We start from the raw sequence: 12,990 nt of genomic DNA, 5'->3' as shown, positions 1-12,990 counted from the left end.
GCGAATTCAGGCAGCCCGTCGCTCCAGCGCCACTGCCGCCTCCGCCATCAGTTGCGCGATGATGTCGGCTACGGGTTCTTCCTTGGTCACCATCCCGACCGACTGGCCCGCCATCAGCGACCCGCCATCGACATCGCCGTCGATCACCGCCCGGCGCAGTGCGCCAGCCCAGAAATGTTCGATCTGCAACTGTGCTTCGCCCATGTCGACCGCACCGGCATCGAGCAGGTTGGCGACTTCGCGTTGCTTGGCGGTGAAAGTGTCCATGCCTGCATTTTTGGGCGCGCGCACGGGGATGACCGGCAGGCGCGGGTCGATCTGGACGCTGGCGACAGCATCGCGGGCCGACGCGCGGAAGAAGGCTTTTTTGAAGGCGGGATGGGCGATGCTTTCGGTGGCGCAGGCAAAGCGGGTGCCCAATTGCACGCCCGCTGCCCCCATTTCCAGATAGGCGGCGATCGCTTCGCCCCGGCCAATGCCGCCCGCGACGAACACCGGCAACTGACCGCTCATTTCGGGCAGGATTTCCTGCGCCAGCACGCTGGTCGCAACCGGGCCGATATGGCCGCCCGCCTCATTGCCCTCCACCACCAGCGCATCGACGCCGGACCGGGCCAGTTTCTTGGCCAGCGCCAGAGCGGGGGCGAAGCAGATCAGCTTCGCGCCCTTGGCCTTGATCGCCTCGATACTGCCCTTGGGCGGCAAGCCGCCCGCCAGCACGACATGGGTAACGTCATGCCGGGCACAGACGTCGATCAGATCGAACAGTTGCGGGTGCATGGTGATGAGGTTGACGCCGAAAGGCTTGGCGGTCAGCGCCTTGGTCGCGGCGATTTCCGCATCCAGCAGGGCGGGCGTCATCGCGCCGCAGGCAATCACGCCAAACCCCCCGGCATTGGATATGGCCGCCACCAGATGCCGTTCCGACACCCAGCTCATCGCCCCGCACAAAATGGCGGTATCGCAGCCCAGAAACTGCGTGCCGCGGGCCATGAGGGCAGTGAGTTTGGCGTTGGTCATGTGTCGAACCTAAAGAAGCGCAAAAGCCACCGCCAGTCGTGAGGCCGGGAGATGGATCCCCGCCTTCGCGGGGATGACGATGGAAGTAAAGAGCGAAGCGACTAGGCTGCCGGCGCGTCGAGACCATAAGCGGTGTGCAGCACGCGGACAGCGAGTTCGGTTTCATCCTCGTCGATCAGCACGCTGACCTTGATCTCGCTGGTGGAGATGGCTTCGATATTGATGCCGCGATCGGCCAGCGTCTTGAACATGGTCGCGGCGACACCGGCATGGCTGCGCATACCCACACCCACGACGCTGATCTTGGCGACTTCGGTGTCGGTGATGATGCGGCGGAAGCCGATCGCGTCCTTGTTGGCTTCAAGGATGTCGACGCTGCGCGCCAGGTCAGCGCGCGGGACGGTGAAGGTGACGTCCGTCTCTTCATTATCCTTGGAGTCATTCTGGATGATCATGTCGACGTTGATCGCCGCGTCCGCCAGCGGCGTGAAGATGCTGGCGACCGCACCCGGCTTGTCAGGCACGCGGGTCACGATGATCTTCGCCTCATTCTTGTCATGGGCGATGCCGGTGATGAGCTGACGTTCCATCTTGTTTTCCTTGCGCTTGGCTTCCAGTTCCTCGTCGCTGACGATCAGCGTGCCGGGCAGGTCGGTCTGGGTGGGATCATCGAAGGAGGACAAGACCTGCACGACCACGCCTTCCTTCATGGCGAGGCCGACCGACCGGGTTTGCAGCACCTTCGCGCCGACCGAGGCCAGTTCCAGCATCTCCTCATAGGTGACGAGGTCAAGCTTGCGCGCGCGCGACACGATGCGCGGGTCGGTGGTGTAGACGCCATCGACATCGGTATAGATGTCGCAGCGATCCGCCTTGATCGCGGCGGCGACCGCGACGGCAGAGGTATCCGAGCCGCCCCGGCCCAGCGTCGAGACGCGGCCATCGGCCATCATGCCCTGAAAGCCGGGGATCACAGCCACCTGGCCCGCGCCCATCGCGGCGAGCAGCGCGTCGGTATCGATGCTGCTGACCCGCGCCTTGGCATGGGCCTCGATCGTCTTGATCGGCAGCTGCCAGCCAAGCCAGCTGCGCGCGTCGACATCCATGGCTTTCAATGTCATCGCCAGCAGGCCGCTGGTGATCTGTTCACCGGCAGCGACCACGACATCATATTCGGCCGGGTCATAAAGGGCGGACGCTTCCTTGCAGAAGCCGACGAGGCGGTCCGTCTCGCCCGCCATGGCCGACACGACGACGGCGACTTCATGGCCCTGGGCCACGACATGTTTGACCCGCGCGGCCACGTTGCGAATTCGTTCCATCCCCGCCATGGAGGTGCCGCCGAATTTCATCACGATGCGCGCCATTTGCTTGTCGAACCTGCCTGTCAAAAGGAATAGGAGTGAGACAGAAAATGTCCCAGAAGGGCGAAACGGCGCTTCTTTAGCAGCGGATACGGATATGGCAAGCAACGCGACATCGACCATCGACCCCAAAGAGGCCGCCCATTTCGGCACGATGGCGGCCGAGTGGTGGGACCCGCAGGGTAGCAGCGCGATGCTGCACAAGCTGAACCCGGTGCGGCTGGCCTATATTCGCGCCGCGATCGATGCGCATTGGCCCGGCAAAACGCATGATTTCGAGCCGCTTGCGGGCAAGCGCGCGCTGGATGTGGGGTGCGGTGCGGGGCTGCTGGCCGAACCGCTGGCACGGCTGGGGGCAAGCGTGACAGGGCTGGACGCCGCGCCGGAGAATATCGCGGCAGCGCGCGCCCATGCCGCGCCACAGGGCCTGGCTATCGACTATCGTGCGACGCCGGTGGAAGCGGTGACGGACGGGGGATTTGATCTGGTGACGTCGATGGAGGTGATCGAGCATGTCGCCGATCCCGCGGCGTTCGTTCGCGCACTGGCGGACAAGCTGGCGCCCGATGGCCTCATGATCCTGTCCACGCCCAACCGTACCCCCCTGTCCCGCCTGGCCATGATCACGATCGGCGAGAGCATCGGCGGCATTCCCAAGGGAACGCATGACTGGGGCAAGTTCATCACGCCGGACGAACTGACCGCGTTGCTGGAGCAGGCGGGGCTGGAGGTGATCGACAGTAGCGGCCTGAGCTTCGATCCGGGGCGCGGCTTCACTTTGTCAGAGAACAAGGCGATCAACTATCTGCTGACCGTACGGCACCAAAGATAATGCTGTTGCAGGGAGAGGCTTGATCCGCGCCACCCGATGAAAAGGGTGGTGGACAGGGTTGGGTTCGAACCAACGTAGGGCGTAGCCCGGCAGATTTACAGTCTGCTGCCTTTAACCACTCGGCCACCTGTCCATACCCGTCGCGGTCAGGAAAAAGCTTCTTTCCCGCGCTGGAGGCGGCTCAATGGCGAAAGGAGGCTTGCCTGTCAATGGTCGGATGTGAAAAGAGCGCTTCCATGAAAAGAGGTCATCGTTCCGCCAAGCCCAAGGGCGCGTTCCCGCGCTTCTATGGTCGTCACGCCGTCACCGCGGCGCTGGCCAATCCCAACCGCGTCGTGCGCAAGATATGGGGCACCCGCGAAGCGCTGAGCGCGCTGGATCTGCCCCCGGTGCTGCCGATCGTCTATGCCGATGTGGCCGATATGGGCCGCATGGTCCCGTCCGACGCGCCCCATCAGGGCATCGTCGCGGAAGTCGAGCCGCTGGACGATGTCTGGCTGGGCGACGTGCTGGACGAAGGGCGTGACGACACGCGGCCCATATTGGTGCTGGATCAGGTGACCGACCCGCATAATGTCGGCGCCATCCTGCGCTCCGCCGCTGCGTTCGATGCGCTGTGCATCGTCACGCAGGACCGGCACGCGCCGCCCGAATCGGGTGTGCTGGCGCGAGCGGCGTCCGGCGCGCTGGAAATCATGCCATGGGTGCGGGTGGTCAACCTGGCGCGCGCTTTGGACGAAATTGCCGAGGCGGGCTATTGGCGGATCGGGCTGGATGGCGAGGCCGATACCAATCTGGGCGACGCGATCGGCGAATCGCGGGTGGCGCTGGTGCTGGGCGCCGAAGGCGAAGGGCTGCGCCACAACAGCATGGCGCATTGCGACATTTTGGCTAAACTGCCGATCAGTCCGCGGATGGAGAGCCTGAACGTATCCAACGCCGCGGCCATCGCCCTGTACGCCGCCGCCAGCCGGTAGGCAGCCGACCGGGCGGCCAAGTCTGGGGGGACGTCGCCATGAATCGTCTGTTGCGTTGGATGCTGGCATTGCCGGGGGGTGATGGCGCTGTCGGCGTGCCTGGTGACGCCGGGCAAGTTCGATTCCTCGCTCGATATTCGGGCCGACCGCAGTTTCAGCTTTGCCTATAAGGGCGAGATCATCGCGTCTGACAGTGGCAAGGGGGCGATGGGCATCCCTGAACCGGCGAGCGAGGATGATGAGACCGCGCCAGCGCAGCTGTTGCAAATTGCGGCGGAGAAGTTCGACAGTGAAGCCGACAATGGTGACGATGCGCAAATGCGCGCGATCGCCGAGGCGCTGACGAAAGAAAAAGGTTTTAAATCAGTACGTTATATGGGGAATCGCATATTCGACATCGATTATGCGATCAGCGGTCGGCTGACCCATGCCTTCCTGTTTCCCTTCAACATCGACGCGCAGATCGTGCTGCCCTTCGTCGCGGTGGAATTGCGCGGGGATGATCGGGTGCGGGTGAAGGCGCCGGGCTTTGCCAACGGGTTCGACAAGAGCCAGGGTCCATCGCTGGGCGCTGGCGGGCCGGGCGAAGCGGCGGCCAAGGCGCTGAACGGCAGCTTCACGCTGACGAGCGATGCGGAGATTATCAGCCAGAATCAGGAGGATGGCGCGCAGACGGTGGCCAACGGCAAGCGTATCGTCTGGCGGGTTACCCCGCTGACCAGCGAGGCGCCCGCCGCCACGCTGCGGCTGCAACGGTAAATTTTACGGAACGGAGCCGCACCGGCCCGCACGTCTGCCCGACCTACCGCAATATATACTGAGCGGGAGGCCGGGTGGAGGCGTCAGCCGGTGCGGTCTAAAATCAATCTTCCGGCGCGATGGTGACGCGCAGGCCGTCCAGTGCGTCGGTCAGAACGACCTGGCAGGACAGACGGCTGGTGTCGTTGCGATGGTCCGAACTGTCGAGCAGGTCATTTTCATCCTCGCTCATCGCGGGAAGCGAATCGGCAAAAGCGGGGTCGACATAGACATGGCAGGTCGCGCAGGAGCAGCAGCCACCGCACAGGGCCAGCAGTTCATCAAAGCCGTTGTCGCGGATGACTTCCATCACCGACAGGCCATTGTCGCCATCGACAGCCTGTTCTTCGCCCGCACGGTTGACCACAATCAGTTTCGGCATCTATCCAGTCCCCAAGAATTTTCTTCGCCGCTCTGACGGACAGACGTCGGGAAATCAAGGGTGGAAGGAAACAACAGATGGTGACGACAGCAGAGACGTTGCGCGACAGTCTGGACGCCATCGCCGCGATCGAGCCGGGATTTGTCGCGGCGCTGGCGCGGGTTGGCTATCCTGAGCCGCGCCTGCGGGAGCCGGGCTATGAGACGCTGCTGCGCACGATCGTTGGCCAGCAGGTCAGCGTGGCGGCGGCAGCGGCGGTGTGGCGCAAGCTGGAGGCGGACCTTGGCGCAGGCTGCGCGCCCGATGCGCTGCTGGCGCGCGATCATGACGCGCTGCGCGCCTGCGGCCTGTCGCGGCAGAAGCAGGGCTATGCCCGCAGCCTGGCGGAAATGGTGCTGAGCGGAGCGCTGGACCTGAACGCCCTGCCCGCCGACGATGAGGAAGCGATTGCGCAGCTTATCCAGATCAAGGGGATTGGCCGCTGGTCGGCGGAAATCTATCTGCTCTTTGCCGAAGGACGGCCCGACATCTGGCCTGCGGGTGATCTGGCGGTGCAGATAGAGGTGGGCCGGATATTGGGCCTGCCCGAACGACCAAGCGAAAAGGCGACCCGCCAGCTTGCCGAAGCCTGGCGTCCGCATCGCGGCGCCGCCGCCATCATGGCGTGGCATCATTATAATACAGAGGTTTTGTAATCCATGTCCCCCACCCTGCCCCATGCCCGCTACATCGTCCTGACCCATGAGGGCGTGTGGAAAATCAACCTGAACAACACCTATTATGGCCCGTTCGACACGCAGGCAGCGGCGGTGGAGAGTGCGACGGATACCGCGCGCAAGGCCAGCGAGGGCGGCTATCCAGCCTCTGTCCTGCTGATGAAGGACGCCACCAACTTCGAGACCATCTGGAGCAGTGTGCAGGGGTGATGCCGCCTGTCGGCCCATCGCCAAGGGATTCTTGTCGCCTGGGGGGAACCGCGCGGGCAGCGGAGCATTTCTTGTCCTAAATCATACAGGCCCCAGGAATGAGCAAGAGAGTTTTGATAGTTGAGGACGAGATTTTCGTCGCTTTAGAGATTGAACAGATTGTCGAGGAGACGGGATTCGATGTCAGCGCGATTGCTGCCGATCGTCCGGCTGCGCTGGCCTGCGCGGAATCCTGCGACATAGCTTTGGTCGACCTGAACCTGCGCGATGGGCCGACCGGGCCGATCATCGGCATGGAGCTGGCGAGCCGCTATGGCATTCGCGTTATCTATGTGACCGCCAATCCGTCGCAAATCGGCGAGGCATCGGTCGCGGCGCTCGGCGTGATCACGAAGCCGTTTCGTTCGCAAAGCATTTCCGCCGCGCTGCAACTGGCCGCGGCGGAAGAGCCCGAATTGCACGCCGCAGAGATTGCAGGCTTTATTCCGTTCCTACAGAGCGGCTCATCGAACGGGCTGGTATCCAGAGGCTGAGTTTCAGACCGTCAGCAGACCAGTCCCGCGCGATCCGCCCGCCCAGCTGCCGCTCCACGCTCAAGGTGATGAGACGGCTGCCAAAACCGTCCGGCTGCATCGACTGAACCGCTGGCCCGCCCAATTCCTGCCAGTCGATACGCACATCCGTCCCTTCACGCGCGATATGCAGGGCTATCCGGCCATCCGGCACCGAAAGCGCGCCATATTTGGCGGCGTTGGTCGCCAGTTCATGGAATAGCAGCGCCAGAGGCGTTGCCGAGCGATCATCAATCGGCACATTGTCGCCCGACAGCGCGATGCGCGAGCGTTCCCGCGAATTATAGGGCGCGAAAATCTGGTCCAATATGCCCCAGAGCAGCCCTTGCCCCTGCCCGACCTGCGGCGCGGATTCGGCGCTGTGCGGGCGGACGAAATCATGGGCGCGGCCAAGCGCGAGAATGCGATCGCGCAAATCTTCGGCGACAGCGCCGATTTCCGGGTGCTGGCGCGCCGACAGGCCAATCAGCCCGGCGATCACCGAAAAGATATTCTTGATCCGATGGGATAGTTCATGCGCGATCATCTCGCGCTCTTCCATCATCAATTTCTGTTCGTGGATGTCGGTGCAGGTGCCGATCCAGCGCAATATGGTGCCGGCCCCGTCGCGGATCGGCAGGGCGCGGCCCAGCGTCCAGCGATAGTCGCCGCTATGATGGCGCAGCCGATATTCGATTTCGTAAGGCTCGCCGGTTTCCAGCGATTTGCGCCAGCGGCCCCAGGCGCGTTCCTGATCGTCTGGATGGAACATGTCATTCCACCCTTCGCCATCGGTCGATCCGGCCAAGACGCCGGTATATTCATACCAGCGGGCATTATAATAATCGTGATAGCCATCGGGCAGGGTCGACCAGACCATCTGCGGCATGGTGTCCGCCAAGGTACGGAACATGCGATCGCTGTCGGCAATGGCTGCTGCGTCCTGGCGTTGGCGGGCTATGACATCGCGGTCGCGACGACGCCCCTCCAGTTCGACCATCACCTGCCGCGCCAGCAGGGTCAGCCCCTGCCGCTGGATCGGGGTCAGATCAGCGCGGGGCTGCGTATCGATGACGCACAGAGCGCCCAGCGGCACGCCTGCGCTGTCGATCAGCGGCGCACCAGCGTAAAAGCGGATATGCGGGGGGCCGGTAACCAGGGCATTGTCCGCAAAACGCGGATCCCCGCAGGCATCGGGCACGACGAAAATATCGTCGCCGAGCATGGCCAGTGCGCAGAAGGACACGTCGCGCGGGGTTTCTTCCGCGTCGAGGCCGGTGCGCGCCAGAAAGCGCTGGCGCGCTTCCTCCACGATGCTGACCAGAGCGATGGGCGCATCGCAAAGCGTGGAGGCGAAGGCGGTAATCTCGTCCAGATGACGAAACCCGCCGGCATCCAGATCATAGAGCGCCAGGAGCGCCCCGCGATCGGTGCCCAGACCGCTATGGTCAGCCATCGCTGGCGCGTTCGATATCGGCGCCGACGGCGGAGAGCTTTTCCTCCAGCCGCTCATAACCGCGATCGAGATGATAGACGCGATTGACCTGGGTTTCGCCTTCCGCCGCAAGACCCGCCAGGATGAGGCTCATCGACGCGCGCAGATCGGTCGCCATCACCGGCGCGCCGACCAGCCTGTCGACACCACGCACGACCGCCGTGCGCCCGTTAACCGCGATGTCCGCGCCCATGCGCGCCAGTTCAGGCACATGCATGTAGCGATTTTCAAAGATGGTTTCGGTTAGCACCGATGCGCCGTCCGCCATGGTCAGCATCGCCATGAACTGCGCCTGCATATCCGTGGGGAAGGCCGGGAACGGCGCGGTCGACAGGGTCAGCGGCTTGAGCTTGCCGTCGGAAGAGACGCGAATGCCATCCTTGTGAACGTCCACCTGCACGCCTGCGTCGCGCAGCGCGGCGATGATCGCGTGCATGTCCTCGCCATTGGCGCCGATCAGGTCGAGCGACCCGCCGGTGATCGCTGCGGCGCAGGCATAGCTGCCCGCCTCGATCCGGTCGGGCATGACGCGGTAGGTCGCGCCATGGAGCCGCTCACGACCATGGATGACGAGCTTGTCGGTGCCGACGCCTTCTATATCCGCGCCCATGGCCAGTAACAGGCGGCACAGATCGACGATTTCAGGCTCTCGCGCCGCATTTTCCAGAATGCAGGTGCCCTTGGCCAAAACTGCGGCCATCAAAGCGTTTTCGGTCGCACCGACCGAGACCACCGGGAAGGTGTAGATGCCGCCGGGCAGGCCGCCGTCGGGCAGGCTGGCGCGGACATAGCCCGCCGCAATCTCGATAATCGCGCCAAAGGCTTCCAAAGCCTTGAGATGCAGGTCGATCGGCCGGTTGCCGATCGCGCAGCCGCCGGGCAGCGATACCCGCGCCTCGCCCGCGCGCGCCAGCAATGGGCCAAGCACCAGGATCGAGGCGCGCATCTTGCGCACAATGTCATAGGGCGCTTCGGTCGATGTAACGCGCCCGGCCCGCATGGTCATGACCCGGCCGAAATCTTCCGGCCTTGCCCCTTCGATCATGGTCGAAACGCCCAACTGGTTGAGCAGATGACCAAAGCTGTCGACGTCGGCGAGGCGCGGCAGGTTGCGCAGCGTCACCGGCTCGTCAGTCAGCAAGGCGCAAGGCAGCAATGTCAACGCTGCGTTTTTCGCGCCGGAGATGGGAAGGCGGCCGTTGAGCACTTTGCCGCCGCGGATGATGATGCGGTCCATTAGGTCAGGGTTAATAGCGGCAAACGCGCGCCGTGCAAGGTAACCCGGCGCCGAATTATGGGGCCCTGCCGTAAACCGGAAACAATTAATCAGACCTTGATCGAGTTTAGTGCGGTTAACCAAAATGCAGCCAAAAGGCGCTTCGGGCGTTTTGCCATCGTAACGAGAATTTTTAAGAGGTTTATTGGTGGTAACGAGTTGTTTCGCAGAAAGGCTGGCCAAGCATGTGCCGCTGTCCGACGCGGAAAAGGCGGCCCTGGCCCGGCTGGAGGAAAATCCTCGCAAAATGAAGCGAGGCGGGATGATCCAGCGTGTCAATGATACGGTTACCGAATTGTTCGTGCTGCGCGAAGGACGGGTGATGAGTTTTGTTATCCTGCCCGACGGCAGCCGCCAGATATTGCGCGTCTATTTCCCCGGCGATTTCATCGGGTCGGCCAGCACCATTTACAGCAAGGCCCCCGAATCGCTGGTCGCGCTGACCGACGTGGTGGTGTGCCCGTTCGACAAGCATGCGCTGCGCCGGTTGCTGGAGGAATATCCGCGGGTTGCCGCGCTGTTGTTCCTGCTGTCCAATGCGGAGCGGGTGGCGATGACCGATCGGCTGGCGTCGCTGGGCCGCACATCGGCCAAGGCGCGGGTCGCTTCCTTCCTGCTCGACATGTTCGACCGGCTGCGGGTGACCGACGACAGCGTCAGCGACAGTTTCGACCTGAAGCTGACGCAGGAGGAGATTGGCGATTCGATCGGCCTGACATCGGTGCATGTGAACCGCATGATCCGCCAGATGGAACAGGAAGGGCTGATCAGCCGCTCCAACGGTCGCATCACGCTGCACCAGATGGGGCGGCTGGAGGAAATCGGCCATTATACCAACCGGCACAAGGATATGGACCTGGACTGGTTGCCGGTCGGGTAAAAACAGGCAGCGCGGCAAATGCCGTGCCGTTACGCCAGCAGTTCGACATCCCAATAGAGCCAGTCGTGCCAGCTTTCGTGCAGATAGCCGGGCGGGAAGGCTCGGCCATGCTCCTGCAAATGCCAGCTGGTCGGGCGGATCGGCTGGACGTGGAGTTGCATCCCCGCCTCTTTGGGTGTGCGCCCGCCCTTTTTGAGGTTGCAGGGGGAACAGGCGGTCGCGACATTTTCCCATGTGGTGCGTCCACCGGCGCGGCGCGGCACGACATGATCGAAGGTCAGATCGCTGGTGCTGCCGCAATATTGGCAGGCGAACTTGTCGCGCAGGAACAGGTTGAAGCGGGTGAAGGCGGGATGTTCGGACGGCTTCACATAATGTTTGAGCGCGATGACCGACGGGATTTTCATGTCCAGACTGGGGCTGTGCACCTGCCGCGCGTAGGAGGCGATGATGTCGACCCGGTCGAGAAAAACCGCCTTGATCGCGGTCTGCCACGGCCACAGGCTCAGCGGATAATAGCTGAGCGGCGTGTAATCTGCGTTCAAAACCAATGCCGGACAGTTTTCCGGATGCCGTATAAGGTCGGGATGGTACATAGAAAGCCTCTACCCCCTTGCCGACGTCGCTGATCAACCAGCAACATGACGCCCGCATGACAGCATTAACCAATATCGCCCGTCAAGAGCCTGTATGACATCATCCGTCGCACCACAGCATGTTGTTACCCGCTTCGCGCCAAGCCCCACCGGGCGGCTGCATGTCGGCCATGCCTGGTCGGCGCTGCTGGCGCATGACATGGCACGAGCGGCGGGCGGCACGTTCCGCCTGCGGATCGAGGATATTGACGGCACGCGCAGCCGGGCGGAGCATGTCGCGGGGATCATCGAGGATCTGACCTGGCTGGGAATAGGCTGGGATGGCGAGGTGGTTTTCCAGTCGCGGCGGCTGCCAAGTTATGACGCGGCGCTGGAACGGCTGCGCGACATGGGGCTGCTCTATCCCTGTTTCTGTACGCGGGCGGACATTGCCGCCAGCACGAGCGCGCCGCATGGGCCGGAAGGGCCGGTTTATCCGGGGACGTGCCGGGGATTGAGCGAGGAGGAGCGGACGCGGCGGATTGGCGCGGGGGAGGCGCATGCGTGGCGGATCGATATGCAGGAAGCCGTGGCGCGGGCAGGCACAGTGACATGGCAGGCGATGTCCTTTTCTCCGCTGTCATGCCCGCAGATGGAGGCACAGGCGTTGCACCAGGCCGAGCCCCTCACCCATGGCGACGTGGTGCTGGCGCGCAAGGACGCTCCGGCAAGCTATCATCTGTCCTGCACGCTGGACGATGCCGCGATGGGGATCAGCCATGTGCTGCGCGGCGACGACCTGCTGGGGGCGACGGACGTGCATCGCCTGTTGCAGGCGCTGCTCGACCTGCCCTCTCCAGCCTATATCCATCATCCTTTGCTCGTGGATGCCGATGGCAGGCGTCTGGCCAAGCGAAGCGGGTCGATTGCGCTGGCGGACCTGCGCGCTCAGGGCATGGGCGCGGCGGCACTGGTCGCTGACCTTAGGGGTGGACGCTTTCCGGTTGGCATCGGGCCTGCAAGCGCCTAGGTTACAGGCCATGAACACCGTCCTTGTCATCGCCCTCATCCTAGCCATGGGCGCAACGCTGTTTGCGCTGATCCGCGGCATCATCTCCTTCCTTCAGGTCACCAAGGAGGAATTGAACGCGCCCGAAGGCAGCGGGCCAAGCCCGTCGCGGCTCAAACAGAATAAGATGATGCTGAACCGCGTGCTGTTTCAGGCGGCGGCGATCATCATCGTCGCGATCCTGCTCTTGTCCAAGGGCAATTAGCCGATTCCATGGTCAAGCTGAACAAGATCTACACCCGTACCGGCGATGCGGGGACGACCGGGCTTGTCGATGGATCGCGACTGCCCAAGCATGCGCCGCGCATGCAGGCGGTGGGCGATGTCGATGAGGCCAACAGCGCGATCGGGCTGGCGATCATTGCAATGGGCGACAGGCCGGAAGCGGCCTGGCTGACGACGATCCAGAACGACCTGTTCGATCTGGGCGCGGATTTCGCGACGCCTGTCCCCGACGGTGCGGACGAACCATGGGCCTTGCGGATCATTGCCAGCCAGGTCGAGCGGCTGGAAAACCATATCGACGCGATGAATGCCGATCTGGCCCCGCTCGACAGTTTCATCCTGCCCGGCGGGTCGCCTGCCGCCGCCGCCATCCACCTGGCCCGTGCGATCACGCGCCGGGCCGAACGCAGCGCAACCGCAGCCGCGACGGACGTGGCCCTGAACCCGCAGGCGCTGGCCTATCTCAACCGGCTGTCGGACCTGCTGTTCGTGCTGGCGCGCCGCGTGAATGATAATGGCGCTACCGATATCAAATGGGTGCCGGGCGGATCGCGATGACAATCGCCCCCGTCTGACTCAGCTACGGCACGGCTCGTCCCACCTGGCCAAATTAACCCTGT

At 63.4% G+C, this 12,990-nt stretch carries 16 protein-coding genes and 1 tRNA gene; 10 read left to right on the top strand and 7 right to left on the bottom strand.

Going from position 1 to position 12,990, the window contains the following annotated elements; translation table 11 throughout:
• Positions 1-6: 6 nt before the first annotated feature.
• On the bottom strand, positions 7-1,020 hold the full coding sequence (locus tag FE851_RS02615; protein WP_145199598.1) for an NAD(P)H-dependent flavin oxidoreductase: 1,014 nt from the start codon (positions 1,018-1,020) through the stop codon (positions 7-9).
• A gap of 101 nt (positions 1,021-1,121) precedes the next feature.
• On the bottom strand, positions 1,122-2,387 hold the full coding sequence (locus FE851_RS02610; RefSeq protein ID WP_019053502.1) for an aspartate kinase: 1,266 nt from the start codon (positions 2,385-2,387) through the stop codon (positions 1,122-1,124).
• 94 nt (positions 2,388-2,481) lie between these two features.
• On the opposite strand from FE851_RS02610, the gene ubiG reads away from it, so the two are divergent.
• Positions 2,482-3,216 (top strand): bifunctional 2-polyprenyl-6-hydroxyphenol methylase/3-demethylubiquinol 3-O-methyltransferase UbiG, encoded by a 735-nt coding sequence (gene ubiG, locus FE851_RS02605; protein ID WP_145199596.1) that lies wholly within the window; start codon positions 2,482-2,484, stop codon positions 3,214-3,216.
• A 46-nt stretch (positions 3,217-3,262) separates the two neighbouring features.
• Here ubiG and FE851_RS02600 read toward each other — a convergent pair.
• Positions 3,263-3,349, bottom strand: a tRNA-Tyr gene (locus FE851_RS02600).
• A gap of 103 nt (positions 3,350-3,452) precedes the next feature.
• Here FE851_RS02600 and FE851_RS02595 point away from each other — a divergent pair.
• Complete coding sequence (locus tag FE851_RS02595) at positions 3,453-4,193, top strand: TrmH family RNA methyltransferase (RefSeq protein WP_017181423.1); 741 nt, start codon at positions 3,453-3,455, stop codon at positions 4,191-4,193.
• A gap of 81 nt (positions 4,194-4,274) precedes the next feature.
• Positions 4,275-4,952, top strand: coding sequence for a hypothetical protein (locus FE851_RS02590; protein ID WP_145199593.1), 678 nt, complete (start codon positions 4,275-4,277; stop codon positions 4,950-4,952).
• Positions 4,953-5,055: 103 nt separating this feature from the next.
• On the opposite strand, the gene FE851_RS02585 is transcribed toward FE851_RS02590, so the two are convergent.
• Positions 5,056-5,373 (bottom strand): 2Fe-2S iron-sulfur cluster-binding protein, encoded by a 318-nt coding sequence (locus FE851_RS02585; RefSeq protein ID WP_017181425.1) that lies wholly within the window; start codon positions 5,371-5,373, stop codon positions 5,056-5,058.
• Between the two features lie 77 nt (positions 5,374-5,450).
• Here FE851_RS02585 and FE851_RS02580 point away from each other — a divergent pair, with 77 nt between their 5' ends.
• The 3 genes from FE851_RS02580 (at position 5,451) to FE851_RS02570 (ending at position 6,832) form a co-directional block, all read left to right on the top strand.
• Entirely contained in the window at positions 5,451-6,068 is a 618-nt protein-coding gene (locus FE851_RS02580) for a DNA-3-methyladenine glycosylase family protein (protein WP_145199590.1), read from the top strand.
• 3 nt (positions 6,069-6,071) lie between these two features.
• Positions 6,072-6,299, top strand: a complete 228-nt coding sequence (locus tag FE851_RS02575; RefSeq protein ID WP_017181427.1) for a DUF2188 domain-containing protein — start codon at positions 6,072-6,074, stop codon at positions 6,297-6,299.
• A 98-nt stretch (positions 6,300-6,397) separates the two neighbouring features.
• The gene (locus FE851_RS02570) at positions 6,398-6,832 is read left to right on the top strand and encodes a response regulator (RefSeq protein WP_145199585.1); all 435 of its coding nucleotides are present in this window, start codon (positions 6,398-6,400) and stop codon (positions 6,830-6,832) included.
• Here FE851_RS02570 and FE851_RS02565 read toward each other — a convergent pair.
• Both FE851_RS02565 and murA read right to left on the bottom strand, forming a co-directional pair.
• Positions 6,780-8,306, bottom strand: coding sequence for a PAS domain-containing protein (locus FE851_RS02565; RefSeq protein ID WP_145199582.1), 1,527 nt, complete (start codon positions 8,304-8,306; stop codon positions 6,780-6,782). The two genes, FE851_RS02570 and FE851_RS02565, sit on opposite strands and share 53 nt — an antisense overlap.
• On the bottom strand, positions 8,299-9,582 hold the full coding sequence (gene murA / locus FE851_RS02560) for a UDP-N-acetylglucosamine 1-carboxyvinyltransferase (protein WP_017181430.1): 1,284 nt from the start codon (positions 9,580-9,582) through the stop codon (positions 8,299-8,301). Before murA ends, FE851_RS02565 begins: the two co-directional genes overlap by 8 nt.
• Positions 9,583-9,766: 184 nt before the next feature.
• Between murA and FE851_RS02555 the strand changes: the two genes are divergently transcribed.
• Positions 9,767-10,501, top strand: a complete 735-nt coding sequence (locus FE851_RS02555) for a Crp/Fnr family transcriptional regulator (RefSeq protein WP_019053509.1) — start codon at positions 9,767-9,769, stop codon at positions 10,499-10,501.
• 29 nt (positions 10,502-10,530) lie between these two features.
• Here FE851_RS02555 and FE851_RS02550 read toward each other — a convergent pair whose 3' ends face one another.
• A complete protein-coding gene (locus FE851_RS02550; protein ID WP_017181432.1) occupies positions 10,531-11,097 on the bottom strand; it encodes an HNH endonuclease in 567 nt (188 codons plus the stop codon).
• Between the two features lie 94 nt (positions 11,098-11,191).
• On the opposite strand from FE851_RS02550, the gene gluQRS reads away from it, so the two are divergent.
• The 3 genes from gluQRS to FE851_RS02535 are packed head-to-tail and all read left to right on the top strand — an operon-like array spanning position 11,192 to position 12,928.
• Positions 11,192-12,106, top strand: a complete 915-nt coding sequence (gluQRS, locus tag FE851_RS02545) for a tRNA glutamyl-Q(34) synthetase GluQRS (RefSeq protein WP_145199580.1) — start codon at positions 11,192-11,194, stop codon at positions 12,104-12,106.
• A 10-nt stretch (positions 12,107-12,116) separates the two neighbouring features.
• Positions 12,117-12,350, top strand: coding sequence for a twin transmembrane helix small protein (locus FE851_RS02540; protein WP_017181434.1), 234 nt, complete (start codon positions 12,117-12,119; stop codon positions 12,348-12,350).
• A gap of 8 nt (positions 12,351-12,358) precedes the next feature.
• Positions 12,359-12,928 carry a cob(I)yrinic acid a,c-diamide adenosyltransferase gene (locus FE851_RS02535; protein ID WP_019053511.1) on the top strand — a complete coding sequence of 190 codons (570 nt, stop codon included), beginning with the start codon at positions 12,359-12,361 and terminating at the stop codon, positions 12,926-12,928.
• Positions 12,929-12,990: the final 62 nt, after the last annotated feature.

The organism is Sphingobium sp. B2 (assembly GCF_007693735.1).
Lineage (GTDB): Bacteria > Pseudomonadota > Alphaproteobacteria > Sphingomonadales > Sphingomonadaceae > Sphingobium > Sphingobium xenophagum.
This window is presented reverse-complemented; position numbering and strand designations above follow the sequence as displayed.

Coding starts and splice junctions, on each gene's coding strand:
- FE851_RS02615 (WP_145199598.1), bottom strand. CDS start 1,020: ATGACCAACGCCAAACTCACTGCCCTCATGGCCCGCGGCACGCAGTTT.
- FE851_RS02610 (WP_019053502.1), bottom strand. CDS start 2,387: ATGGCGCGCATCGTGATGAAATTCGGCGGCACCTCCATGGCGGGGATG.
- ubiG (WP_145199596.1), top strand. CDS start 2,482: ATGGCAAGCAACGCGACATCGACCATCGACCCCAAAGAGGCCGCCCAT.
- FE851_RS02595 (WP_017181423.1), top strand. CDS start 3,453: ATGAAAAGAGGTCATCGTTCCGCCAAGCCCAAGGGCGCGTTCCCGCGC.
- FE851_RS02590 (WP_145199593.1), top strand. CDS start 4,275: ATGGCGCTGTCGGCGTGCCTGGTGACGCCGGGCAAGTTCGATTCCTCG.
- FE851_RS02585 (WP_017181425.1), bottom strand. CDS start 5,373: ATGCCGAAACTGATTGTGGTCAACCGTGCGGGCGAAGAACAGGCTGTC.
- FE851_RS02580 (WP_145199590.1), top strand. CDS start 5,451: ATGGTGACGACAGCAGAGACGTTGCGCGACAGTCTGGACGCCATCGCC.
- FE851_RS02575 (WP_017181427.1), top strand. CDS start 6,072: ATGTCCCCCACCCTGCCCCATGCCCGCTACATCGTCCTGACCCATGAG.
- FE851_RS02570 (WP_145199585.1), top strand. CDS start 6,398: ATGAGCAAGAGAGTTTTGATAGTTGAGGACGAGATTTTCGTCGCTTTA.
- FE851_RS02565 (WP_145199582.1), bottom strand. CDS start 8,306: ATGGCTGACCATAGCGGTCTGGGCACCGATCGCGGGGCGCTCCTGGCG.
- murA (WP_017181430.1), bottom strand. CDS start 9,582: ATGGACCGCATCATCATCCGCGGCGGCAAAGTGCTCAACGGCCGCCTT.
- FE851_RS02550 (WP_017181432.1), bottom strand. CDS start 11,097: ATGTACCATCCCGACCTTATACGGCATCCGGAAAACTGTCCGGCATTG.
- gluQRS (WP_145199580.1), top strand. CDS start 11,192: ATGACATCATCCGTCGCACCACAGCATGTTGTTACCCGCTTCGCGCCA.
- FE851_RS02540 (WP_017181434.1), top strand. CDS start 12,117: ATGAACACCGTCCTTGTCATCGCCCTCATCCTAGCCATGGGCGCAACG.
- FE851_RS02535 (WP_019053511.1), top strand. CDS start 12,359: ATGGTCAAGCTGAACAAGATCTACACCCGTACCGGCGATGCGGGGACG.